Annotated in this window: 23 protein-coding genes; 8 read left to right on the forward strand and 15 right to left on the reverse strand. The window is 65.4% G+C overall.

What is annotated here, in order from left to right:
• Positions 1–9: 9 nt before the first annotated feature.
• Both RMCN_RS15875 and RMCN_RS15880 read right to left on the reverse strand, forming a co-directional pair.
• Complete coding sequence (locus tag RMCN_RS15875; RefSeq protein WP_276018817.1) at positions 10–750, reverse strand: HAD-IIA family hydrolase; 741 nt, start codon at positions 748–750, stop codon at positions 10–12.
• A 64-nt stretch (positions 751–814) separates the two neighbouring features.
• Positions 815–1,156, reverse strand: coding sequence for a heme-binding protein (locus tag RMCN_RS15880; protein ID WP_064414871.1), 342 nt, complete (start codon positions 1,154–1,156; stop codon positions 815–817).
• 641 nt (positions 1,157–1,797) lie between these two features.
• On the opposite strand from RMCN_RS15880, the gene RMCN_RS15890 reads away from it, so the two are divergent.
• The 3 genes from RMCN_RS15890 to RMCN_RS15900 are packed head-to-tail and all read left to right on the forward strand — an operon-like array spanning position 1,798 to position 4,711.
• On the forward strand, positions 1,798–2,358 hold the full coding sequence (locus tag RMCN_RS15890) for a hypothetical protein (protein WP_067390786.1): 561 nt from the start codon (positions 1,798–1,800) through the stop codon (positions 2,356–2,358).
• 17 nt (positions 2,359–2,375) lie between these two features.
• Entirely contained in the window at positions 2,376–3,701 is a 1,326-nt protein-coding gene (locus RMCN_RS15895; RefSeq protein ID WP_067390789.1) for a Dyp-type peroxidase, read from the forward strand.
• The gene (locus tag RMCN_RS15900; protein ID WP_067390792.1) at positions 3,698–4,711 is read left to right on the forward strand and encodes a hypothetical protein; all 1,014 of its coding nucleotides are present in this window, start codon (positions 3,698–3,700) and stop codon (positions 4,709–4,711) included. Before RMCN_RS15895 ends, RMCN_RS15900 begins: the two co-directional genes overlap by 4 nt.
• Positions 4,712–4,732: 21 nt before the next feature.
• On the opposite strand, the gene RMCN_RS15905 is transcribed toward RMCN_RS15900, so the two are convergent.
• The gene (locus RMCN_RS15905) at positions 4,733–5,521 is read right to left on the reverse strand and encodes a spirocyclase AveC family protein (protein WP_067390796.1); all 789 of its coding nucleotides are present in this window, start codon (positions 5,519–5,521) and stop codon (positions 4,733–4,735) included.
• A gap of 203 nt (positions 5,522–5,724) precedes the next feature.
• On the opposite strand from RMCN_RS15905, the gene RMCN_RS15910 reads away from it, so the two are divergent.
• On the forward strand, positions 5,725–6,381 hold the full coding sequence (locus RMCN_RS15910; protein ID WP_067390799.1) for a TetR/AcrR family transcriptional regulator: 657 nt from the start codon (positions 5,725–5,727) through the stop codon (positions 6,379–6,381).
• Here RMCN_RS15910 and RMCN_RS15915 read toward each other — a convergent pair.
• From RMCN_RS15915 to RMCN_RS15960, 10 genes are read right to left on the reverse strand one after another with little or no spacing between them, the layout of a single operon-like run.
• Complete coding sequence (locus RMCN_RS15915; RefSeq protein WP_067390802.1) at positions 6,378–7,256, reverse strand: mycofactocin-coupled SDR family oxidoreductase; 879 nt, start codon at positions 7,254–7,256, stop codon at positions 6,378–6,380. The two genes, RMCN_RS15910 and RMCN_RS15915, sit on opposite strands and share 4 nt — an antisense overlap.
• A 24-nt stretch (positions 7,257–7,280) precedes the next feature.
• Positions 7,281–8,549 carry a cytochrome P450 gene (locus RMCN_RS15920; protein ID WP_067390805.1) on the reverse strand — a complete coding sequence of 423 codons (1,269 nt, stop codon included), beginning with the start codon at positions 8,547–8,549 and terminating at the stop codon, positions 7,281–7,283.
• Positions 8,546–9,457 carry an SDR family NAD(P)-dependent oxidoreductase gene (locus tag RMCN_RS15925; RefSeq protein ID WP_067390808.1) on the reverse strand — a complete coding sequence of 304 codons (912 nt, stop codon included), beginning with the start codon at positions 9,455–9,457 and terminating at the stop codon, positions 8,546–8,548. The genes RMCN_RS15920 and RMCN_RS15925 overlap by 4 nt, the downstream gene beginning before the upstream one ends.
• Complete coding sequence (locus RMCN_RS15930) at positions 9,454–10,677, reverse strand: cytochrome P450 (RefSeq protein ID WP_067390811.1); 1,224 nt, start codon at positions 10,675–10,677, stop codon at positions 9,454–9,456. The genes RMCN_RS15925 and RMCN_RS15930 overlap by 4 nt, the downstream gene beginning before the upstream one ends.
• A gap of 9 nt (positions 10,678–10,686) precedes the next feature.
• On the reverse strand, positions 10,687–12,138 hold the full coding sequence (locus RMCN_RS15935; RefSeq protein ID WP_064415023.1) for an aldehyde dehydrogenase family protein: 1,452 nt from the start codon (positions 12,136–12,138) through the stop codon (positions 10,687–10,689).
• Positions 12,139–12,157: 19 nt separating this feature from the next.
• On the reverse strand, positions 12,158–13,045 hold the full coding sequence (locus RMCN_RS15940) for an SDR family oxidoreductase (RefSeq protein ID WP_067391212.1): 888 nt from the start codon (positions 13,043–13,045) through the stop codon (positions 12,158–12,160).
• Between the two features lie 25 nt (positions 13,046–13,070).
• On the reverse strand, positions 13,071–14,267 hold the full coding sequence (locus tag RMCN_RS15945) for a spirocyclase AveC family protein (protein WP_276018787.1): 1,197 nt from the start codon (positions 14,265–14,267) through the stop codon (positions 13,071–13,073).
• Positions 14,218–15,330, reverse strand: a complete 1,113-nt coding sequence (locus RMCN_RS15950) for an ABC transporter substrate-binding protein (protein WP_067390818.1) — start codon at positions 15,328–15,330, stop codon at positions 14,218–14,220. The genes RMCN_RS15945 and RMCN_RS15950 overlap by 50 nt, the downstream gene beginning before the upstream one ends.
• Positions 15,331–15,390: 60 nt before the next feature.
• Positions 15,391–16,197 carry a CbbQ/NirQ/NorQ/GpvN family protein gene (locus RMCN_RS15955; RefSeq protein WP_067390821.1) on the reverse strand — a complete coding sequence of 269 codons (807 nt, stop codon included), beginning with the start codon at positions 16,195–16,197 and terminating at the stop codon, positions 15,391–15,393.
• Between the two features lie 55 nt (positions 16,198–16,252).
• Complete coding sequence (locus RMCN_RS15960) at positions 16,253–17,953, reverse strand: nitric oxide reductase activation protein NorD (RefSeq protein WP_067390824.1); 1,701 nt, start codon at positions 17,951–17,953, stop codon at positions 16,253–16,255.
• A gap of 80 nt (positions 17,954–18,033) precedes the next feature.
• On the opposite strand from RMCN_RS15960, the gene RMCN_RS15965 reads away from it, so the two are divergent.
• The 4 genes from RMCN_RS15965 (at position 18,034) to RMCN_RS15980 (ending at position 21,662) form a co-directional block, all read left to right on the forward strand.
• Positions 18,034–18,963, forward strand: coding sequence for an SDR family NAD(P)-dependent oxidoreductase (locus RMCN_RS15965; protein ID WP_067390828.1), 930 nt, complete (start codon positions 18,034–18,036; stop codon positions 18,961–18,963).
• 90 nt (positions 18,964–19,053) lie between these two features.
• Positions 19,054–19,701 (forward strand): nitroreductase family protein, encoded by a 648-nt coding sequence (locus RMCN_RS15970; RefSeq protein ID WP_067390832.1) that lies wholly within the window; start codon positions 19,054–19,056, stop codon positions 19,699–19,701.
• Positions 19,698–20,231: a nuclear transport factor 2 family protein gene (locus RMCN_RS15975; protein ID WP_067390835.1), complete on the forward strand. Its 534-nt coding sequence runs from the start codon at positions 19,698–19,700 to the stop codon at positions 20,229–20,231. The genes RMCN_RS15970 and RMCN_RS15975 overlap by 4 nt, the downstream gene beginning before the upstream one ends.
• A gap of 141 nt (positions 20,232–20,372) precedes the next feature.
• Complete coding sequence (locus tag RMCN_RS15980; RefSeq protein WP_234787673.1) at positions 20,373–21,662, forward strand: TetR/AcrR family transcriptional regulator; 1,290 nt, start codon at positions 20,373–20,375, stop codon at positions 21,660–21,662.
• Positions 21,663–21,750: 88 nt separating this feature from the next.
• On the opposite strand, the gene RMCN_RS15985 is transcribed toward RMCN_RS15980, so the two are convergent.
• Both RMCN_RS15985 and RMCN_RS15990 read right to left on the reverse strand, forming a co-directional pair.
• Positions 21,751–22,947 carry a cytochrome P450 gene (locus RMCN_RS15985; protein ID WP_067390838.1) on the reverse strand — a complete coding sequence of 399 codons (1,197 nt, stop codon included), beginning with the start codon at positions 22,945–22,947 and terminating at the stop codon, positions 21,751–21,753.
• Positions 22,944–23,933, reverse strand: coding sequence for an LLM class flavin-dependent oxidoreductase (locus tag RMCN_RS15990; protein ID WP_067390841.1), 990 nt, complete (start codon positions 23,931–23,933; stop codon positions 22,944–22,946). The genes RMCN_RS15985 and RMCN_RS15990 overlap by 4 nt, the downstream gene beginning before the upstream one ends.
• Positions 23,934–23,935: the final 2 nt, after the last annotated feature.

Below are 23,935 nucleotides of genomic sequence, written 5' to 3' on the forward strand. Positions count from 1 at the left end.
CGCCGCGGCTCACACCAGTTCGATGGCCTCGGCGATGGACGGCAACACGCGGCTGGGCCGGAACGGGTACCGCTCGACCTCGTCGACCGTCGTCGACCCGGTCAGCACCAGGATGGTCTCCAGGCCCGCTTCGATGCCCGCGACGACGTCGGTGTCCATCCGGTCCCCCACCATGACCGTGCTCTCCGAATGCGCCTCGATGCGGTTCAGCGCGCTGCGGAACATCATCGGGTTGGGCTTGCCGACGAAGTACGGTTCGCGGCCGGTGGCCTTGGTGATCATCGCGGCGACGGACCCGGTGGCCGGTAGCGGCCCTTCCGCGGACGGCCCGGTCACGTCGGGGTTGGTGGCGATGAACCGAGCCCCGCCGAGGATCAACCGAATGGCCTTGGTGATGGCTTCGAACGAGTAGGTCCGGGTCTCGCCGAGGACCACGAAATCCGGTTCGATGTCGGTGAGCGTGTAGCCCGCCTCGTGCAGTGCGGTGGTCAGCCCTGCCTCGCCGATGACGTAGGCCGATCCGCCCGGCAGCTGGTCAGTAAGAAACGATGCGGTCGCCAGCGCGGAGGTCCAGATGGACTCCTCGGGTACGACGAGACCGGACCGCTTGAGCCGGGCGGACAGATCGCGCGGCGTGAAGATCGAATTGTTGGTCAGGACCAGGAAGGGCCGCTGCAGGTCAACGAGCCGCTGCAGAAACTCGGCGGCACCCGGCAGCGCGTGTTCCTCGCGGACGAGCACACCGTCCATATCGGTGAGCCAGCACTTCGGTGTGTCGCGCACACCCCCAGTGTGTCAGTTCCGCACCCGACCGTTAGCCCATCGGCAGGTCTGGCATCGCGACATCGCAGCGTGCACGGAAGTCGGCCGCAGGCTGCCGGACCGCCCGCAGTTCGTCGCGGACCCGCGGATTGGCGTCCAGATATGCCTTGATCTCGTCGGTCATCTGGTCCCTGGGCTTGCCTTTGAGCCCCGTGAAGAAGGCGTTCACATCCGGATGCGTGAACAGATAGGACGACGTACCCGCCGAGACCCCGGCCATGACGCCGGCCAGATCGGCGGCGGTGCAGTTGGGCGGATCGGCGGCGGCGGGTGCGGCACCGAGCAGCAGCCCAACGGAGATCAGCCCGGCACCAAAAGCGTTGCGTGAGAACATTCCAAGCTCCTTGCTTGAATCAACGGAGGACGTCTGCACAAGAATCAGCGCGGTCCGACACCCGGCCGTCCCGGGCGATCGATTATGGGCGGCCTCGGCGGCCTCGGAGGATCGGGATCGACGACGATGTCGAGTCCCCAATCGTCATTGCAATACCAGGGGTCAGCGCAGTAGCCGGGATATACGGGCCCTGCCTGCGGAGCGTCGGGTCCACCTCCGCGGACGGTGCCCTGGGCGCACACTGTGGCGGCGCCGGCATTCGTGCAGTCCGCCACGGCCGGCGCGGCGGAGATGAGTCCGACCGGGACCAGGCCCAGCGCCATCACCACAACGAAACACCGCATACTCGTCACCACGGCTCCCCCTTTTCCGACGGCGGTGGGAAGGGTCCCGTATGCCCGCAGGATATGCCAAACACAATTCGTTTTTTGGCCTTTTCGACCGTCGCAGGTATCGACGCCTCAAACACTGCGGTCGATTTGCCCGGTTGCTCCGGTCCTGTGTCTGAAATCCTGTGTCGATCCTGCCGGTGGTTTGCCCATACCCGACGGTATGTGACGCCCGAAGAGGCAAAGCACCGCCGGAAGACGAATAGGTTGTTAGTGTCCGAACTCAGCGGCCGAGAGCGAAACGAGGCGGCCATGTCGGCAGAAGATCAGGACTGGACCAAACCGGCCGCGATGGCGATTCCCGAAGAGGGATACTTCGAAGTCGAGCGCGGGCGATACGGACCGGTCTTTCCCCGAACACCGGCCTGTTACGGCTTTTCGATAATCGCCAAGGTCAAAGAAGGCCGGGAAGCGGCCGTCCGTGCCTATGGCAAACAGATCGAGGAAGCGATCGCGGCCAGTCCCGATGTGCTCGCGCCCCTGAGGTTGCACTATCTGCGGTGGGTGCTGTTCGACGTCGGCTCGGGCCTGCACTTTCAGTACCAGGGCATCTTCGACACCGATTTCGACAAGTACACCGAGGACGCGGTGCAACTGTTCAGTCAGACCGGTATCACCACGGTGTTCACCAACCTCGAGGGCTTTCCCGAGGACTGGCGCGAAAACCCTGAGGAATTCATCAAATTCGTACGGGAGCACCAGGTCCCGAGCTTCCTCGAATACGGCGAGTATCCCTTCGTCACCGCCGACGAGATCAAGAAGGCGTTGCGGTTGAAGGCGGCGTTCTCGACCATGCTTGACCAGATGCAGTAGCCCTCGGGGCACCCACGATGCTCGAACTCGACGACATCCAACACATCCTCTTGACCCGCACTCCCGCGATCACGGGACGGTACGAATTCCTGACCTTCGACACCGCCGAGGGCGGTCGCACCTGGCTCACCGCACTGCTCGACAAGGTCCAGTCCGCAGCCGATGTCCGCGCCACGATGGACACCTCGGACCGTTGGGTCACCCTGGCCTTCACGTGGCAGGGCCTGCGCGCGCTTGGTGTGCCCGAAGAACCACTGGCAAGCTTTCCGGGCGCCTTCCGCGAGGGGATGGCAGCTCGCGCGAGCATCCTCGGCGATACGGGCGCCTGCGCACCGGAGCACTGGATCGGCGGGATGGCCGGTGGCGATCTGCACGCCATCGCGATCCTGTTCGCGAGAACCGACGAACAGTACCGACGATCCGTCGCGGAACACGACAACTTGCTCGCGCGCACGGAGGGGGTACGCAGCCTGTCGCACCTCGACCTCAATGCCACTCCCCCGTTCGATTACGCCCATGACCATTTCGGCTTCCGCGACCGGTTGTCGCAACCGGTGATGAAGGGGTCCGGCGAGCAACCCACGCCGGGTTCCGGCGATCCGCTGGAACCCGGCGAATTCATCCTCGGTTATCCCGATGAGAACGGTCCGGTGCGCGAACTGCCGGAGCCGGAGGCATTGTCGCGCAACGGAAGTTATATGGCCTACCGCCGGCTGGAAGAGCACGTCGCGCTGTTTCGAGACTATCTGCGAGAGAACTCCGAGGACCCCGCCGGGCAGGAACTGCTCGCCGCGAAGTTCATGGGCCGGTGGCGAAGTGGTGCCCCGCTGGTTCTCGCGCCCGACAAGGACGATCCCGAGTTGGGCGCCGACGCGATGCGCAACAACGACTTCAACTACCAGGAGATGGATCCGTTCGGCTACGCGTGCCCGTTGGGTTCACACGCCCGACGGCTCAACCCCCGTGACACCGCGCACTACATCAATCGGCGGCGGATGATCCGACGCGGCGCCACTTATGGTCCCGCACTACCGGAAGGAGCGCCCGACGACGGCGTCGAGCGGGGCATCGCCGCATTCATCATCTGCGCCGACCTCGTACGCCAATTCGAGTTCGCGCAGAACGTCTGGATCAACGACAAAACTTTCCACGAGCTCGGAAACGAGCACGACCCGATCTGCGGTACTCAGGACGGCACTCTGGACTTCACGGTGCCCAAGCGGCCCATTCGCAAGGTGCACAAGGGTATTCCAGCGTTCACCACGCTCAAAGGTGGCGCGTACTTCTTCCTGCCCGGCCTGGGTGGCCTCCGTTACCTCGCTGGATTGGGGGAACACCGATGACGGTTCCGTCCGCGGCACGCACGTACAACCAGAACCACATCCCTCGTTCCCGCGACGGGCGCAGACGCATCAGCATCTACTGGACGTGGAGCTATCCCTGGGAGGCACAGCGCGATCCGGGCGAGATGTACAACCGATTCTCGACGATGACGGAAGTGCGAAACGCTCTGTGGCCCAACTACGAGACGCCAGAGTACGACGCCGCCCACTTCCTCCAGGGCATCGCGGGAACGCTAGAACTCTTCCATCGCTCGACGCTGGCCTTCCAGGACCTGGCCGCAGAGGCGACCGGACATCCGGTCGCCGTTTTCCAACGAATCGACCAAGCCGGCTACCGGCTGCCGATCGACGAGCGGATCCTCGCCGACACCGACACCCTGATGGTCTTCGGGCTCGACCACATTCTGTCCGAGCAAGAGGCCGCAGCCGAGGAGATCGCCGCTATCGAGCAATGGCTCCAAGGCGAGGGCACATGCCTGCTGCTTGCCCCGCATCACGATGTCGGGTACACCGATGACTTCGCGCAGCGGCAGATGGAATTCGAACACCACGGCGATCCGTTGGTCCCGCGCCAGCAGCGGTTCGGGCAGTACACCCGGTCGCTGATGGCCGCGCTCGATGTCCCCGTCCTCAACAAGTGGGGTCTGCGACCCGCGGTCGTGCCGGGCACACGCGAAATCGCGCCCCTGACCGGGAATCACGATCTCGATTCGGTTGACCTACTCGCCAACGTCACGACATTCAACTTCCACCCGCACCTGCCCCACTACGAGTTGACCGCACCCGAGAGCGACGGCGTTCGGGTACTCGGCCGTCAGCGTGTGGACCCCGACCGACCGCACCCGTTCACCGCCGACGGCACCAGCGAGTTCAACGCGCTGATCTGGATGCCACCGGCGGGTCAACGCGCCGGCGACATCGTGCTGATCGACTCCACACACTTCACGACGCTGTTCGGAGGAACCGACAGCCTGCGCAACCTGTGGCACAACGTGGCGACCATGCGGTGACGGCAGGACCGGGCGAAGGGTTCAGCGGGGCTGGTTCGGCACCCCGGGGAACAGCTGCTCGGTGGGACCGGAAGTCACGTAGCCGCTGAGCTTCGTCACCAGGTGCGGCGCGAAGACCGCGCCGTACATGAGGTGGCCCACCACGACGGCGGCGGCGATCGACAGCAGTGAGGAACCGACACGGCTCGACGATCGTTTGTCTGCCCACACCTCGATCACGTTGCGCCCCTTGGCGTCAACACGCCCGAGGAGATAGGTGAAGACCATCATCTGCAAGCCCATCGCGATCGCATCGTAGATCGGATACTGGAACTTGCTCCCCTCGAAGATCGCCAGTCCCGGGATCACGTAGCCGTAGTAGAAGACCCCGAGGCGGGGGCCGAAGAATCCGTTGAACAGCAGTGCCCAGCAGAACCCGACGAGCAGACCCACGATCATCAGGGTTTGTGGTCTGCGCCAACCGAATCGCCGAATCAGCCTCCGCCCGAGCGCGGCGCCGATCACTGCGGGCAGCACGAAGTAGGGGATGTATCCGATCGGCACCGATGACGGAAGTCCGCCGCCCCACGTCATGTTCATCGGCCACCACGACGGCATGCGCGGAAGTGCGGGAGGGAACTGGGCGTACACCGCCCAGTCGTAAGGTGCCTCGATCCACGAGAAGGAGATCGCCGAAATCGAGACCAGCAGCAGCGGATGAAGGCGGCCGCGCCGGATGCTCAGATACACACCGTAGGCCAAAAACAGCACTCCGCCGACGTAGGCGAAAGACAAGCCGACGATCAACGCCGGCGTCAGCTCGGTGCTCATCGCTCGTCCTCCGCAACCGGTCTCTCACCGCGCGCTTCGGGATCGAAGTACAGCACCAGGCCGACGATCAAGACGAGCAGCCCGAACAGCGTTCCGAGCATGATGAGTTGGCCCACGACCACGTTCCTTCCGCACCCACGTCAGCTGTAATAGTGCACACTATTACACGCGTCGGGGTCAAGGGCCGACTATCGTCATTTGCCGTGCCCCAGCGACGTTCGGCGAAGAAGGGATCGGCCGGCGTGACGCAGGCCTCACGCCGGGCCCCCGGCGAGGCCCGGCGGCTCCTGCTCGACGCCGCCCGCGACCTGTTCGCGCGCCGCGACTACCGCAGCACCACGACGCGGGAGATCGCCGAGGCGGCCGGCGTGTCCGAGTACCTGCTGTTTCGTCACTTCGGCTCGAAGGCCGGCCTGTTCCGGGAGGCCCTCGTCCTGCCGTTCACCGATTTCGTCGACGACTTCGGTCAGACTTGGCAGGCCGTCATACCCGACAAAGTCACCGAGGAGGAACTGACTCGGCAGTTCGTGGGGCGTCTCTACGACGTTCTCATCGAGCATCGAGGCCTGCTGCTCACCCTCGTGGCCTCGGACGGACTCACCGACGAGGAGATCGACGGCGCGGGCATCGCCGACATCCGGCGCGCGCTCACGTTGCTGGGTCAGATCAGCGCCGAAGGTATCCGATTGCGCGGGCTGCGTTCAGATCAGCCCGATCTTCCCGCGCACTCGACGGTCGCCATGATCGTCGGGATGGTGGCGCTGCGGTCCACCTTCTTCGGCAGCAGACCGCCGTCGCGTGAGGCGATCGTCGACGAACTCGTGCAGGCGATCCTGCACGGATTTCTGCACCGGCCTTAACCCCCGGGCCCGGTGGGCCATTTGAGCAGTGAACCGGCGTCGACGCGGATGTGCTGGCCGGTGATGTAGCGGCTGTCGTCGCTGGCCAGAAATACGCCGAGGTTGGCCATGTCCTCCGGCTCGATGTACGGGATCGGCATGGCCTGAAAGAGTGAGAACAGCGGTTCGGCGTCTTCGCGGGTCGGCGTCTTACCTTCGGCTTTCAGGTCGGGCCGGAACACGCCGTACATCCCCTCGTTCTGCAACAGGTGGGTGTTGCAGTTCGTCGGATGGATGGCGTTGATGCGAATCATCCTCGGTGCCAGGTGAAGACACATCTCGTCGACGTACTCGATCACGACGCGTTTGCTCCAGCCGTATCCGGCACCGCCCGGCCCCATGTCCGGGCTCGTCGTGGTGCCGCGGATCATGCCGGCGGTCGAGCCGGTCACGATGACCGACGCACCGTCGGGCAGATGCGGAAGCGCCACCGCGACGGTGTTCATCACCCCGACCAGGTCGACGTCCGACGCGTCCACGAAGCCCATCGGATCGGGGTTTCCCATCGCCATCGGCAGAATGCCGGCGTTGGCGACCACGATGTCGATCTTGCCGAGGTCGGCGACACCGGCCTCCACCGCCTCCCGCAGTTCGTGGCGCTCGCGGACGTCGGCGACCCGGGCAACGACGCGCCGCCCGATCTCCTTGACCGCGCGCTCGGTCTCGGCGAGGTCTTCGGGTGTGGCGAGCGGATAGGGGTTGGACGGGATGTCGCGGCAGATGTCGACAGCGATGATGTCGGCACCCTCCCTGGCCATCGCGATGGCATGCGCGCGGCCCTGACCTCGGGCGGCCCCCGTGATGAAAGCGACCTTGCCGTCGAGCTTTCCGGTCATGTCATTACTCCTCTGCTCGCAGGGCTAGGTGATCGGATTGAAGGTGATGTGCAGTTCGGACAGCCCGCGCATGATGAATGTCGGCTCGTAGGTGAAACGTCGCTCCTCGGGCGGGCCGTGATGTTCGGTGGAGATCGTGATGTCGGCCATCCGGTCCAGGATGCGGTTCAGCGAAATTCGTCCTTCTGCACGGGCCAGCGGCGCACCCGGGCAAGAATGGACCCCGCGGATGAACGCGATCTGTTCGCGCACATTCGGCCGGTCCGCGCGGAAGGTGTTGGGGTCGGTGAACTTACGATCGTCGCGGTTGCAGGCTCCGGGGAGCAGCATGACGGTCGTGCCCGCCGGTACCTCGACTTCACCGATCTTCGTTGTGGTTCGCGCCATCCGGAAGTGGGATTTGACGGGGCTCTCCATCCGCAGGGTTTCTTCGAGGAACGCGGGAATCTTGCTGCGGTCGTGGCGGAGTTCCTTCTCGTAATCCGCGCTGTCGGCGATGAATCGGACCGCCGAGCTGACAAGTTTGGTGGTCGTCTCGGTGCCGGCGGCGAACAGGAACGTCGACAGGTTCATCACGTCTTCGATGTCGGGAGTTGACCCGTCCTCGTGTTTGGCCTGCGCCAGCTCGGTCAGCACATCCTGGCGCGGGGCGCGTCGGCGGTCCTCGATGTAGGAGTAGAACTTTTCGTTGAGCCACTCCAGCGGGTTGTGCGAGGTCGGCGCCTCCTTGCCGAGCTCGCCGACGGTTTCGAGCGCGAAGACCTCCTTGAACTCCTCGTGGTCTTCGGCGGGCACACCGAGCAGGTCGGCGATGACCAGCAGCGAGAACGGTTTGGCGTAGGCAGACAGGAACTCGCAGCTGCCCTTGTCGAGGAAGGTGTCGAGTTGCCGATCGGCCAACCGCCACATGAAGTCCTCGTTCTCCTTGAGGCGCTTGGGTGTGATCAGTTTGTTCAGCAGCCCCCGTGTGCGGGTGTGCAGCGGCGGGTCCTGCGATGTGATGTGTTCGGCCATCGGGACAGCGGCGCGGTGCTGTTCGATCAGCTCGCTGACATCATCGGATTCACCGGGACCGAAGGGCATACCGGAGAACGGACCGGCCACCGATACGCAGGACGAGAACGCGGGGTCCTTATAGACGGCGAGCGCCTCGTCGTAGCCGGTGACTGCGAACACGTTGAACGGGGTCGCCTGCACCACCGGACATTTGGACCGAAGGAAGTCGAAATACGGGTACGGATCGGGCACGAGCTTCTCGTCGGTGAAGAAGTCGACGGTCTCGAAATCGGTCACAGAACACTCCTGGTTGCTTCGGTCACATAGGCATCGTCGACGTTCATGATCTGGTCGAGGTTCTCCGCGATGTCTTCGACGGTCAGGGGCTGCTTCCAGACGCCTTGGCTGCGAACCACAGCGAGGCGGGAGACACCACCCATCCCGGTCAGCAGGACCTCACCGTTGAGCGGGCACGATCGGTGCGCAAGGAAAGCCGCTGCGGGAGCGCATAGTTCGGGAGGCATGCTGGCGTTGATCTCGTCCATCGTCTCCTCTGACATGCCGTACAGCTGCGCGAGTTGCGGTCCCTGCGATGCGGACATGCGTGTGTAGGCGCGCGGCGCGATCGCATTGACTGCGATGCCGTGGGGCGCACCTTCGGTGGCGAGGTTTCGAGTCAGCCCCCAGACCGCCCCCTTGGCGGCTCCGTAGCTGGTGAGTTCCGGGATGCCGCCGAGCATGGCCTCGGACACGGTGTTGACGATGCGGCCGCCTCCGGCGCGGATCAGATGTGGCCACGCAGCCCGCGAGACGAAAAGCGTTCCGAAATAGTGCACGTCGAGCATTCGCCGGATCCGGTCCGTCGACAGTTCCTCGAAGAGACCCGGGTCGTGCACTCCGGCATTGTTGATCACCGCGTCGATGTGTCCGAACGCATCAACCGCGGCGTCGATGATCGACTGTGCCCCCGCCTCGTCGGCAACCGAGGCGCTGCACGCCACCGCCCGGCCACCGGCTTGCACGATTTCCTCGACGACTGCGTCCGCCGGTCGCGATGCGCATGCGCGGCCGTCGATCTCGGCTCCGTTGTCGGCGACGACGACTCGTGCACCCTTCGCGGCAAGCAGCGTCGCATGGCCGCGGCCGATTCCCCGCCCACCGCCGGTGATGACCACCACCTGCCCGTCGAAGCGAAGATCGGTCATGGGCTCGCTGGTGTGTCGAAGACGATGGGCAGCGCCGTCGGGGACCGGAATACCTGCCCGCGGATGTAGGCCTCCTCGGCGCCCGGATCGAGCCGCAAACTGGGCAGGCGGTCCAGCAGGAGGTTGAGCGCCACCCGCATCTCCAGCCGCGCCAGGTGCATGCCCAGGCAGACGTGCACACCGTGGCCCCACCCGATGTTGGCCTTGGATTCGCGGAAGATGTCGAACTGATCGGGATCGGGGAACCGTTCGTCCTGCCGGTTGGCCGCGCCCAACACCGGCATCACCGAGGAACCCTCCGGGATGTGAACGCCGCCGAGTTCGGTGTCGCAGGTGGCCACCCGGGTGATCATGCTCAGCGGCGGCTCCCAGCGCACCGCTTCCTCGATCGCCTGCGGTATCAGCGACCGGTCAGCCCGAAGTGCCTCCAGCTGTTCGGGATTGGACAACAGCCCGAACAACAGGTTGCCCAGCGACCTATAGGTGGTCTCCACCCCGGCGGGAAGAAGCAACCTCAGGAACGAGAAGATCTCCTCATCCGAGAGCTTCTCGCCATCGATCTCGGCCCCGGCCAGCCGGCTGATCAGATCGTCGCGGGGCTCCTCTCGGCGGGCGGCCAGGATCGGCCTGAAGTAGTCCGCCAGCGCCAGTGACGCTTCTCGGCCGCGTTCGGGGTTGACGGTGAACGACAGCAGCGAGATGGACCACTTCTGAAACTGCGCGTAATCGTCCTGCGGCAGCCCCAACAGCCCGGCGATGATCAACGTGGGGTACGGGAAGTTGAATTCCTTGACCAGGTCGGCGCTCCCCCGGTCGGCGAAGCGGTCGATCAGCGCGTTGCCGATAGGGGTGACCAGCGTGTCTTCCCAACGGGCCAAGGCTTTTTGCGAGAACGCCTTGGCCACCAGGCTCCGGTGCCTGCCGTGTTCGGGTTCGTCCATGCCCAGCATCACATGCTTGCCGAACACATCGCCGAACGCCTGGATGATGATCGACGAGGAGAACGTCTCGTTGTCCCGCAGCATCTGCTGCGCTTCGTCATAGCGGTAGACCATGACGATCGGCTTGCCCTCTTGCCCTGGGATGCCGGGGATCTCGATCTTCTGGACCGGCTCCTCGCGACGCAGCCTCGCCAGTTCGGTGTGGGGGTCACGCACATCGCCCGACACGAAGTCGTCGAATTCGCCGAAGTCCTCGAGGTCGTCAAACAACAGTTGCATGTCTTCTTCCTAGGAACCGGCCGGATAGGCGACGGACTTGATCTCGGTGTACTGGTCGAATCCCGCGACACCGTTCTGGCGCCCGATGCCGCTGGCCTTGTATCCGCCGAACGGCGTGTCGGCGCCATACCCGGCGGTGCCGTTCAACCCGATGAATCCGGCGCGCAGTCGCCTGGCCACCGAGAGGGCGCGCTCCAGCGTTCCGGCCATCACGTTGCCCGCCAGTCCGTACGGGCTGTCGTTGGCGATGCGCACCGCGTCGTCCTCGTCGTCGAACGGGATCACCGAGAGCACCGGGCCGAAGATCTCCTCCTGGGCGATGGTCATCGAGTTGTCGACGTTGACGAAAAGCGTGGGCTTGACGAAGAACCCCTTGTCCATGCCGTCGGGTGCCTCGGCTCCGCCGACGAGCAGGGTCGCCCCCTCCTCCACACCCTTGTCGATGTATCCGCGGATCCGGCTGCGCTGTTTGTCGGAGATGACCGGGCCGCACAGGGTGCCGGGATCCTGCGGATCGCCCGGTGCGACACCCTCGTAGATTCCTTTGAGGATCTCGACGCCTTCGTCGTAACGGGACCGCGGCAGCAGCAGCCGGGTGGGGTTGGCGCACCCCTGACCCGCGTGCATGCAGGGCGCGATGCCCATCATGCATCCCACCGCGAAGTCCGCGTCCTCCAGCACGATGGTCGCCGACTTGCCGCCCAGTTCCAGGAACAGCCGCTTCATCGTCGCGGCGCCCTTCTCCATGATGCGGCGGCCCACGACGGTGGACCCGGTGAACGAGATCAGGTCCACCTTCGGCGACAGGGTGAGTTCCTCGCCGACGAAGTGATCCGATGCGGTGACGACGTTCACGACACCCGGTGGGATGTCGGTGTTCTCGGCGATCAGCCGGCCCAGCCGGGTGGCGTTGTAGGGGGTGTTGGGCGCCGGTTTGAGCACGACGGTGTTACCGGTGCCCAGGGCCTGGCCGAGCTTCTGGATGGTGACCTCGAATGGAAAGTTCCACGGCACGATCGCCCCGACCACGCCGACGGGTTCGCGCCAGACTTTGCGGGTGGTGTTGACCCCGGTGACCGACACGAGCGCGTCGCCCAGCGATGTCTCCCAGGGATATTCGTCGATCAGCCGCGCCGGAAATCTCAGGGCGTCGGACAGCGGCGCATCCAGCTGCGGGCCGTGCGTGATCGCGCGCGGACAGCCCACCTCGAGGATGAGTTCCTCACGCAGCTCTTCCTGCTCGGACTCGATCGCCTCCTGCAACTGCAGCAGACACTTCTGGCGGAACGCGTGATTCGTCGACCAGTCCGTCTCGTCGAAGGCCCGCCGTGCCGCGTCGATCGCGCGGTGCATATCGGCCTTCGAGGCATCGGCGACCTCGCCGAGCACCTCCTCGGTCGCGGGGTTGATGTTGGTGAAGGCGCCGGCCTCACCGTCGACGAGCTTGCCGTCGATCATCATCTTCGATTCGAAGCGAATGTCAGCCATGGTCTCTGCTTCCTCGTAGCGCGCCGAATCGCGGGATGCCCATCATCAGCCGGATCATCTGATGCAGTCCGGCAGAGGGGAACACCCGGTTGGCGATCAACAACATTCGAGCGTCGGGCCCTACCGACCGCTTGACGAACGGCTTGGAGCTGTCCAACGCCTTGGCCAGCCCGGCCGCGAACTTCTCGGGCGATCGCGCGGCCATCCGCATGGCGGCCCGGCCACGCTTGTCCATCGTGCTGTGATGCGGCGCGTAGGGACCGTCCAGATCGCGGCAGTCGGTGGTCCCCGCATCGGTGATGATCTCGGTGTCGTAAGTGCCGGTGACCAGGATCGTGACACCGATGCCGAACGGCGCGACCTCTGCGGCCATCGACTCGCCCCAGCGCTCCAACGCCCCCTTGACTGCCGAATACGGTGCAGTGGCGGGCATTCCGCGTACCCCGCCCTGACTCGACACCAGCACGATGCGGCCGCGCCCCGCCTCACGCATGGACGGCAGCAGCGCCTTGGTCAACGCGACGGGGCCGAAGATGTTGGTTGCGAACATCTGCTCCCACAGGCTCACCGGAGTCTCCTCGACCATGCCGGCCGCAGAGATCCCCGCGTTGTGCACCACGGCGTAAGGCGCACCAACGGCCTCCTCGATGGACTTCGCGGCCGCCTCGATCGACGCGGTGTCGGTCAGGTCGAGCGGAACGCCGATCAGGTTGGGGTCCTCCGGCGCGGCGCCGGTCGTCTCACGCAGGCGTTGTAGGCCGGCGTCGACGGACCGCATCGCCGCAATGACGCGCCAGCCCTGCCGGTACAGGTGAGACGCCGAGGCCAGCCCCAGCCCTCGGGAGGCGCCGGTGATGACGACGCTGCGCTCGTTCCTCATCGTCTGCTCTGCGCGCAAGCGCCCATCACCCATTGGCGTTTTCCGGCGCGCACCGGTCGCTCTTCTCACCCAGTTGCACCTGCGGACGCCCGTCGGGCTGTCCACTCATCCAGGTGGACATGATCCCGACCGAGTACGGACCGGGTTGGCCGTTCGCTTCGTAAAAGCCTTGCGGGTCATAGACCTTCACTTCCGGATACGGCCACGGGCAGGCCACCGAGGTGGAGATCTTGGTCGCCTTCACGATCGCGAACAGCCCGCCGTAGCAGAAATAGGCGATGTTGATGATCACGAACATCACAATGAACGTGCCCAGCCTGGGCCTCGAGGCGAAGATGCGGGCCCGCTGAGCGAGCTTCTCGGCAACGGACTTACCGGTGTCGTCGCGGTAGAGCAGCACACCTGCGGGAATCATCACGAACGTCACCGCCACCACTTCCCAGATCAACGGGAACTGATAGGTATCTCCGGTGAACACCGATGCCCACGGCGGCACCTGCGAATAGATGTACATGCCGGTGCGCACCAGGGTGATCTCCAGCGCCGCGTCCACGACCACGCCGATCGGGAAGATGATGGCCGCCAGGCTGATCAGCGGGTGACGCCAGACGAACGAGTCAACGGGCCTGCGGGCCTGCAGTTTCCGCAGGATCCAGATGGCCGGAAAGTACGGCCCGAGGTAGAACATCACGTAGCCGAGAACCACGAACGGTTCGACGGTCGGTGACAGTGACACCAGCGGCCAGTCCTCGGGCAGGTGCGCCAGTTCCGGGTTGTAGACCGCGAACGGCGACCAGTTCATGATCGGGTCTTGCCACACGATCAACGAGGTGACCAACGCCATCAGCAGCGTGGGGTTGTGTGGGTTGCGCCGCCAGTGCACCACCCACAGCGTGACGATGACGGCCATCGTGATCACGGTGAAGGTCTCCAGGATCACCACCCAGGTGGAGGTGCTCCACCCGAACAGCACCTCCACGGGCCGCGGTGTCCCCTCGACATCGGGATTGGCGATCCGCGGTGAGCCCGGCCCCTTGCGGGTGTTGACGGCGAAGAACACCGCGATGGCGAGGAGCGCGGCCACCGAGATCGTCGGCCCGAGCCAATTGCGCTTCGGTGCTTCAGCGGGCGCAGCCGTGGGGTCGACCTTCGGTGTTTCGGTGGTCACGGGGCTACTCCTCACCAAAGCGGTCGACGAGATGCGAGTTGACGCCGTCGGCATCGAGCCTTCGGGCCACGAGGTATCCGGCGCCCATCCAGGCTCGCCGCGTCCAGTTGCCGAACGACACGCGGGTACCCGGCGCGCCCGCGGCGGCGGGCATCATCTTGACGCGTTCCAGCGCCTCCTTGACCCCCCGCGGGCTCAGCGGATGAGCATCGGCGCACGCACGTAGCAGGGCCGAGGCGACATCGCAATTCACGACGGGCACACAATATTCCGGTCGGCGACCGAACTTCTCCTGGTACTTGTCGAGGAACCGCTGACCGACGGGGTTGCCCTCGTCGTACTGGTCGACGCCCGTCCACCCCATGAACGCGTTCCACATGATGGGGTTGATCCACGCGTTCTGGAACGCCGTACTGGTGAACCGCGGTGGATCCCAACCGAGTTCTTCCAGGGCCGGGTTGACGAACACGATGCCGAACCCGAAACCGGCGTGTACCACGGCCTGTGCCTTGGCCTCATACAGTGTGCGCACCGCTTCCGAGACATCCTGGGCCGTCTGCGCGATCGCGGCTTCGGCGACGATCCGGATCCCCTTGCGCCGGCACGCCGTCCGGAAGTTCTTCACGTACGTCTCGCCGACCAGTGACTGCTCCATGAGGACACCGACCTCGTGGTGCCCGCCCTTGGCCAGAAGATCTGCCCAGAAGATCGGCTCGTCGGTCAAGGACCCCTGCGGAAACGCGAACGTCCACTCCCCCAACCAGGCATCGCTGCCGGTGACGCTGAGCGCGGGCACCCGGAACTTCTCCTCGATGGCCTCGCGGGTCGGTACGCAGTTATCGGTGATGTGCGGACCGAACACCGCGAGGCACCCCTCGTCGACGAGTTCGCCGTAGGCGTCGATCACCGCTTTGACCGAACCTTTCGGCAGCCCCTCGACCTCTTTGTAGATGATCTCGATGGGCCGATCGATCACTCCGTTCTCAACGGCCTCGGCGAAGATCAGCTCGAAGGGATTGGACAGATCTTCCTTCATCTCCTGCGGGTAGAGGTCGGGCAGCTTGAAGTCCATGAGGTACCCGAACTTGATTGGTTCCGCGGTGCTCTCGTAGGACATGCCACCTCCGTTGATGAAACCTAATATTTGTTCAGACAGTAGCGAGGGTCATGATCGCGGTCAATGGTCCGGAGCCTGGTCGACCAGGTACGCGTCGATCATCTCGACCAAACCGCGGGTCACGGTGGCGTCATCGGTGAGCGGACCGGCGATCGCGGCGCGCGCCGCATCCCGTGAGGTCAGGCCTTCGGCGATCAGCCGGCCCGCGGCGATCAGGACCCGCGTCGAAGCGACTTCGCGGAGGCCCCCCGTCTCCAACCTCCGGATCGCATGGCCCAGCCGGACCAGTTCTGCGGCACGGTCGTGGGCGATACCCGCTTCGCTGGCGACGATCTTCTCCTCGACGTCGGCTGTCGGAAAACCGAATTCGATCGCCACCATCCGCTGCCTGGTGGAGTCCTTGAGGTCTTTCAGCACGCTCTGGTAGCCCGGGTTGTAGGAGACCACCAGGCAGAACCCCGGTGCCGCGTCCAGCGTTATCCCCAGCCGTTCGATCGGCAGTTGTCTACGGTGGTCGGCCAGCGGATGCAGCACGACGGTGGTGTCCTGGCGGGCTTCCACGACCTCGTCGAGATAGCAGATGGCGCCGTCGCGGACCGCACGCGTCAGGGGCCCGTCGACCCACTCGGTCTCACCGCCGCGCAGGAGGAACCGGCCGACGAGATCGGCAGTGGTCAGGTCGTCGTGGCAGGCGACGGTGATCAGCGGACGATCCAGGTCGTATGCCATCGCCTCGACGAACCGCGTCTTGCCGCAGCCCGTGGGACCTTTGAGCGCGATCGAGAGCCCCTGCTGGTATGCGGCCTTGAAGACCTGCTCCTCGTTCGCGACGGGCACGTAGTAGGGCCGCGGGGGCTTCACCTGCATGGCTTCCCTTCGATTCGGGCTCGCTTAGGACCCTAGCGCGGAACAGATGTTTGGTTCAAGGTGTAGTCGCAGTCGATACGCGCCGACGCAGGTCGGCGGTGCGCAGCGCCGAGCGGAACAACGGACCGATCACGCCGGCCAACTGCGCGGGCTTGGGAATCGACGCATGCGCGGCGCTGCCGAACACCCTGCCCAGCTCGCCTGAGTCGGTGGCCGCCCCAATGGTCAGGCACAAGCAGCCGATACCCTCGCGGCGAGTCTCACCCAGTGCCTTTCGGACGTCGGCCGCACCGTACAGCCGTTCGTAGCCGTGGTCGTAGGCCAAACCGTCGGACAGCACGACCAGCAGTCGACGCGACGTGCCGGCCTTCTCCCTCATCACCGCGCTACCGTGGCGGATCGCCGCCCCCAACCGTGAGTAGGCGCCGGCGGTGAGGCTGCCCAGGCGCCGCATGACCATGGCATCGAGGTGATCGTCGAAGCGCTTGACCGGCATCAGATTGACCGATGAGCGGCCTTGCGACTGAAATGCGTACAGCGCCACGCGGTCTCCGAGTTCGTGCAGCGCGATCGTCAGCGCCGCCGCGGCCGCCCGCTGCTGTTCGTGCACGGTCTGCCCGAAAGTGCCCGCCTCCCTGGCCGATCCGGAGATGTCGAGCAGGATGAGCACCGCCAGGTCGCGTCGTCTACGCAGGTTGTCGAGGTAGACGGCCTCGTCCGGGGTCGAACCCGCCAGGGTTTCCACGCGCGCCTCGACCGCGGCATCGACATCGATGTCGTCACCCTGCGTCTGCCGGTGGCATCGGTCCAGCCCGATACCCAGACGGGTCAGCGGCCGCCGCAACGCGTGAACATCCGGACGTGCCAGCGTTTGTCCCTCCTTGATGGGAGCCTCGATCTCGAGCACCGTGCACCAGTCCGCTCGGTAGCGGCGCCGTTGGAAGTCCCACTCGGGATATGTGCGCCCCTCGGTGTCGGAAGCATCCCAGCCGTCGGTGTCCACCGCCCCGGCCGCACCCGACGTCACTGCGCCCGCACCGCGAAGTCCCTTGCGGGACCTATGGGTTGGCGTGTCAGCGCCAGGTGTGCCGCCACCGGCGAGTTTCCGCACGCTCTTGGTCATACGTTTCAGGAGCTTGCCGAGCGCGCCGCCTCCGCCGACTGGGCTCGAGAAGGGGTCGATCACGTCCTCACCATCGGCGACTTCGTCATCGTCGCCGAGCTCGGCCAACTCTCTGTTCGATTCGCGGCGCGGCGCATGCCCGCCGGCCGGTTCCACATGCGCGGCGACGGCGCGCGCCGCCAACAGCTTCTGCGCTTTGATCACGCCGAAGCCCGCGGGCGGATCGGCGATGTCACGGTGCTCCCCCGCCAGCTTCAGCGAGCCGACCGCCGAATCCGCGCGCGCCGCCAGTTCGCAGTCGAGGAGCGAACGGACGCGCGACGGCAGCAGGTCGTCGTTCACCGACAGCGCCCGCTGGCCCTCGACCGCGAGATACCGCCGCGCCAGCGCTGGACGCCGAACGAGTTTTCGCACCACGTCCGGGTCCAACCCGCCACTGGCCAGAAGCGACGCCTGCACCGTGACCGACTCGAGTTGGCGGTGCGCGCCGGCTGATGCGTCGACGAACACCGTGACGCCGTCGGTCCACGCCGGTTCACCAGCAGCGGCCGGGGCAACCGCTACCGTGCGGCCGGCCAGCGCCGAGGCCAGCAGCGCCAAGCGCTTGGGATCATCGGCGTCCTCGCTCGGCATCGAGCGCGCCCTTTCTCGTTGACCAAATATCTGTTCCAACGTAGAGTCCGGCCGGACCGCCGTCAATCGCCGGAGGGACGATGATCGATTTCACCGACCAGGTCGCCGTGGTCACCGGCGCGGGTCGCGGGCTCGGCCGTGTCTATGCGCTCGAGTTGGCAAGGCGCGGTGCGTCGGTCGTCGTCAACGATCTCGGCGGAACCATGCACGGTGCCGGGAAGGACACGGCGGTCGCCGATCAGGTGGTCGACGAGATCACCGCGTCCGGCGGGACGGCCATCGCGTCCTATGACTCGGTGGACAGCCCGGCGGGCGGTGCGGCGATCGTACGGACCGCCGTCGACGCGTTCGGCCGGCTCGACGCGGTGATCAGCAATGCGGGCATCTTCAACTCCATCGCATTCGACGAACTGACACCCGACGACTGGCGACGCATGCTGTCCGTCCACCTCGACGGCGCGTTCTACCTGTCCCAGCCCGCTTACCGAGCGATGAAGGCGCAGGGTTACGGACGGTTCGTGTTCGTCGCGTCATCTGCGGGCATGTTCGGCCAGCACCTGGAGGCGCATTACGCCGCGGCCAAGGCCGGCATCGTCGGCCTTGCCAACGTCATCGCGCTCGAAGGTGAACCGCACGGAATCCGCGCCAACACCGTGTTGCCCTTCGGGATCTCCCGGATGGTCACCGAAACGCTCGCCGACCCGAAAGCCCTCGAGGACAACGGGTTCTTCGCCGCCATCCGTCCCGAGCTCGTCGCTCCGCTCGTGGTGTACCTCGCCAGTCGGGCCTGCGATGTCAGCCATCAGAACTTCTCCGCCTGTGCGGGCCGGTTCGCCAGGGTGTTCATCGGGCTGAGCGAGGGCTGGCTGGCACCACGGGACGGTGATCCGACGGCCGAGGACATCGCCGAGCATCTCACGGACGTAGCAGCGACGGAGCCGTTCACCATTCCGGGATCGATCTACGACGAGGTATTCGCGGTGACCCGGCGCCTCGGCGTCACCGGCTGACGTCACTGCCCGAACGGGCCACGGCAGCATTGACCAAAGATCTGTTCCGCATTATCTTCGGCAACAAGCCCCACCACAAGGAGCCCCCCAATCGATACCGATCAGCTCCTCACGACGACCAGGTCGGCTCGAAAGTCGCTCGACCTCGACGCCCCGGTGGATCGCGACGTGGTCGCAGAGTGTCTTCGGATCGCGATGCACGCCCCGAATGGCTCGAATCAACAGAGTTGGCGATGGGTGGCCGTACTCGACGAAAGGCTCCGGGCGCGGCTGGCCGAACTCTATCGGGATGCCTATCTGCAGAAAGTCGGCGGCCAGTTGATCGCCGACCTGCTGCCACCGGATACACCCGGCAAGAAGATCATGTCCTCGACCGAGTGGCTGGTCGAGAACATGGCGAAGGTCCCGCTTCTCGTAATCCCCTGCTACGAACCGTATCTGCCGCGCGTCGACGGCGACGAGTCCTTCTACCAGGCGACGCTGTACGGTTCGATCTTCCCAGCAGTATGGAACTTCGCGCTCGCGCTTCACATGCGCGGCTACGGAACGTGCGTGACGACGCTGCACCTGACTCACGAGGCAGCGGTGCGCGATCTGCTCGACATCCCGGAAAGTTACGTACAAGGCTGCCTGCTGCCGGTCGCCCGGCTTCGACCCGGTGTCCGGTTCCGCCCGGCGGAACGACGACCGATCTCCGAGGTGGTCGCCGTGGACACCTGGGAGGGGACAGCGCTGTGAACGAGAGACTGCAGGAGCTGTGCGACCGCGCGGACATCTTCGACTGTATGCAGCGGTACGCGCGCGGGATGGACCGACGCGACCGCGAATTGGTGCGTTCGGCCTACCACGACGGCGCCGTCGACGAGCACATCGGGTTCGTCGGCCCCGTCGACCAATTCATCGACTGGGCATTCGCGTACCACGAGACGCAGACCCGCTACCAGCACTACCTGGTGAACCACACCGCGGACATCGCCGGCGATCAGGCCCACGCCGAAACCTACTATCTGTTCGTCGGCACCGACCGCGCCCCGGCGAACCACTTGACCGTCAACGGAGGCCGCTATATCGACCGGCTCGAGCGCCGCGACGGCCGGTGGGCCATCGCCGCGCGGGTGTGCGTCGTGGAATGGCACACCGAGGGGACGACGCTGATCACCGACGAGACCATGGGATTTCTCGCCGATATCCTCACCGTCGCACACGACCGCACCGACATCTCCTACGAGCGCCCGCTGCACCCCGTTCGCTCCCCGGCCAGCTCGTGACCAAGCGGTGCCGCAATCCCCGCTTTCACCTCGAGCGACACTGTGCACCGGCTCGGCTCTGGTAGCGTTAACCAAACTTTGGGTCGGTTCGACCAAACAGGTGGACGGGAGCCTGGTGTTGGAGGTGCTGTGGGGCGTCGTGTGACGCCGAAGGCCGACCTCGCGAAGCATGCAGGCAATTCCTACGACGACGGCACCCGGCGGACCGAGATCTTGCAGACAGCGGCGTCGTTGATCGCCACGTCCGGGCTGCGAACCTCACTCCAGGAGATCGCCGACGCCGCAGGGATCCTGCCGGGCAGCCTGTATCACCATTTCGAGTCCAAGGAAGCGATCCTCGTCGAGTTGCTTCGGCGCTACCACGACGATCTCGATCGCATCGCCGATCACGCCCTCGATCGGCTCGACGACCCCGCCCCGCTGTCGGCGTTCGATCGGATCGTGGAGCTGGGCGCCGCGATCGCCCAGTGCGCGGTCACCCACAGCGCCGCGCTACAGATGACGTTCTACGAAACACCGACCTCGAACCCCGAACTGGCCGCACTGGCCCAACAGCGCCCGGCGAAGATTCTCGAGGCGATGGTGCAGACGCTGCGTGCCGCGCGGTGGAGTGGTTATCTGCGGCCCGATGTCGACCTGCCCGTCCTGGCCGACCGGGTCGTCCAGTCGATGCGCCAGGTCGGACTCGATGTCATTCGGCACAGTGCGGGCGCCGACAAGGTCGCGGCCACGTTGTGCCGGATCCTGCTCGAAGGCCTGGCCACCGTCCCGCCGACCGACGCCGAACTCGATCGATCCGCCGCATTCATCGCCGCCGACGACGCGGTCAAATCGTGGATCGAGGATGAGCAGAACGCCCGTGACGACAAGGCCGCGCATGTACGTGCGGTGGCCCGTGCCGAGTTCGGGCGAAAAGGGTACGAGGTCACCACGATCCGCGACATCGCATCGGCTGCGGGCCTCGGCACCGGAACGGTGTACCGCCTGATCGGGTCGAAAGAGGAACTACTGGCCTCGATCATGCAGTCGTTCGGCGAGAAGGTCGCCGAGGTGGGGTGGACCAGCGTGCTGCGGTCCGACTCGTCGGCCGTCGAGAAGCTCGATGCGCTGAGCTGGATCCACACCAATGCCCTCGCCCACTTCGGCGACGAGTTCCGGATCCAGCTGGCATGGATGCGGCAGTCCCCTCCGGACACTCCGAACATCGCATGGCTGTTCACCAAACGCGTCCGCCAGATGAGATCCCTACTCACCGCCGGGATTCGGTCGGGTGAGATCGCGGTCGACGCGCCGTCGAACGAGACGCTGGCACGCGTCGTCATCGGGGTGTCGTGGATCCCGGAGAACCTCCTCCACGATCTGGGCCCCCGGGCGTCGCAAATCCATGTGCGCGACACCCTGCTGCGCGGAGTCACCACGCGCTCGGCTTGAGGGCGCCAAACTCTGCGCGAGCGCCCACCCCTTGAAACAAGGGGTCCCAACCGTACAACGATGCGCGCTCGCGAACCCAGTGACCGCGTCAGCCGACGGTGATCGGCAGCTTGCCCCACCCTCGCACGCTCGAGGTGTGAGCCATGGCGGCATCGGCGTAGTCGACCTCCCACTCGGGCCACCGGCGCAGCATCTCCTCGAGCGCGACCCTGGCCTGCATCCTGGCCAGCGACGAGCCGAGGCAGAAGTGCAACCCCTGTCCGAACGACAGGTGTGATCCACCGCGATGGATGTCGAAACTCTCGCCATCGGGATAGCGCCGCTCGTCGCGGTTGGCAGAACCGTTGAGCAACAACATCACCGAACCCTCGGCAATCGTCTGCCCGTAAGCCTCGGTCTCCCGAGCGACGTAGCGGGCCTGTACCGGCGACGGCGCCTGGTAGCGCAACACCTCTTCGATCGCCTTCGGGATCAACGAGAAGTCGTCGACGAGTTCGCGTCGCTGATCGGGATGCTCGGCGAGCATCTGGGCGATGAAACCGATCAGCCTGGTCGTTGTCTCGTTACCGGCGCCGGCGATCATGGATGTGTAGGTCAGCACCTCGATGCGCGACAACGGCCGCAGCCGACCATCGTCCTCGACCTCGGCGTTGAGCAATTGCGTCATCAGATCGTCCGACGGATGCTCGGCCCGCCATTCGATGTAGTCGGCGAACAGCTGGTAGGCGTTCTCGAACGTCGCGGCCGAAACCGCCTGAAAACTACCCTCTTTCAGCCCGATCGAGGCGTCGGTGTTGTCGCGGATCTGCTGCTGGCCTTCTTCGGGGATGCCCAGCAGGTAACCGATCGTCCGCATCGGGATCAGCGCCCCGAAATCGCCGATCACGTCGAAGCGGGCGGCACCGGCCAAAGAGTCGAGCGCGCGCACGCAGAACTGGCGTACCAGGTCTTCGATGGCCTCCATCCGGCGCGGCGTGAAGACCTTCGACAGCACCCGTCGGTGAATGTCGTGAAGCGGCGGATCCTCGAACAGAATCACCCCGGGCGGCACATCGACACCGCTCATGATGACGTCCATCGTGGTGCCCTTGCCCGACCGGTAGGTTTCCCAGTCGTGCAGGCCCTTGGCGACGTCGTCGTAGCGGCTCAGCGCGAAGAAGTTGTACTTCTCGTTGTAATACAGCGGCGCCTCGTCGCGCATCCGCTTCCAGATCGGGTACGGATCGTCGTCGATGTCGAAATCGAACGGGTCGTAATACAGGTCGACGGTGTTCGTGTCGGTCATGGGTTGCTCCCTCTCGTCGTGGTCAGGTTCGCGAGCACATCACCGACCCGCCTCAAATACGGCCAAGCGATCTCGGGTGGAATACCGCCGCACAGCGGTGAAAGGTTCAGAAACCCACCGCCCGACACGATTTCAATCGCCTCGGTGGTGTCGATGATCCGGTGCGAGGTGTAGGCGTTACGCAGCTCTTCCACATCGCGCGCCGCCGAAATCCCGGCGGACGCGCTGTTGCCGGGGTTCCACTGCGCATACATCCGGGCGTCGTGCAGCAAGTATGTCCCGAGCTCCTCCCACGCGGCGTCGACATCGTCGGCGAGGAAGGTGACCGTGGGCGTGTCGGGTGGCGGCAACAGCATCGCGCCGGGCTCGTGCCCGTGCTCCCGCGACGCTGCTTCGTACGCCTCCCGCATGCCGGACACGCTGCCGTTGGCGAGAAGTCCGAGACCATATCGGCCGGCCCGGCGCGCCGCCGCAAGGCTCGCACCACCCCACATCAGCATCGGCCCGCCGTCGGTGCACGGCGGTGGTGACACCGTGATACGACGGCCGTCGTGGACGGCGGGTCGGCCGCTCAGCAGCGATCTCAGCAGCGCGAGGTTCTCGTCAGCCAACGCACCCCGGCGCGACCGCTCGAGTCCGAAGTGATCGAACTCCTCGGGCCGATAACCCAGCCCGAACACATACGACGCCCGGCCGTTGCACAGAATGTCGAGCACCGCAATGTCTTCGGCCAACCGGACAGGATCGTAGAAGGGCACGATGACCACCACATTCAGCAGCAACCGCTCGGTGCGGGCCGCGATCGCCGATGCCAACATCAGCGGTGCGGGCAGATACCCGTCCTCGGAGCCGTGGTGCTCGCACAGGATCGCCGCCACACAACCGTGTTGCTCGGCCCACGCCGACATGTCGATCGCCGCCGCGTACAGGTCCGTCGTAGCCGCGCCGAAGCTCGGCGCGCGCATGTCGAAGCGAATGGTGAACACTT

The sequence above is a fragment of the Mycolicibacterium novocastrense genome (assembly GCF_001570485.1).
In the GTDB taxonomy this organism is placed as follows: domain Bacteria; phylum Actinomycetota; class Actinomycetes; order Mycobacteriales; family Mycobacteriaceae; genus Mycobacterium; species Mycobacterium novocastrense.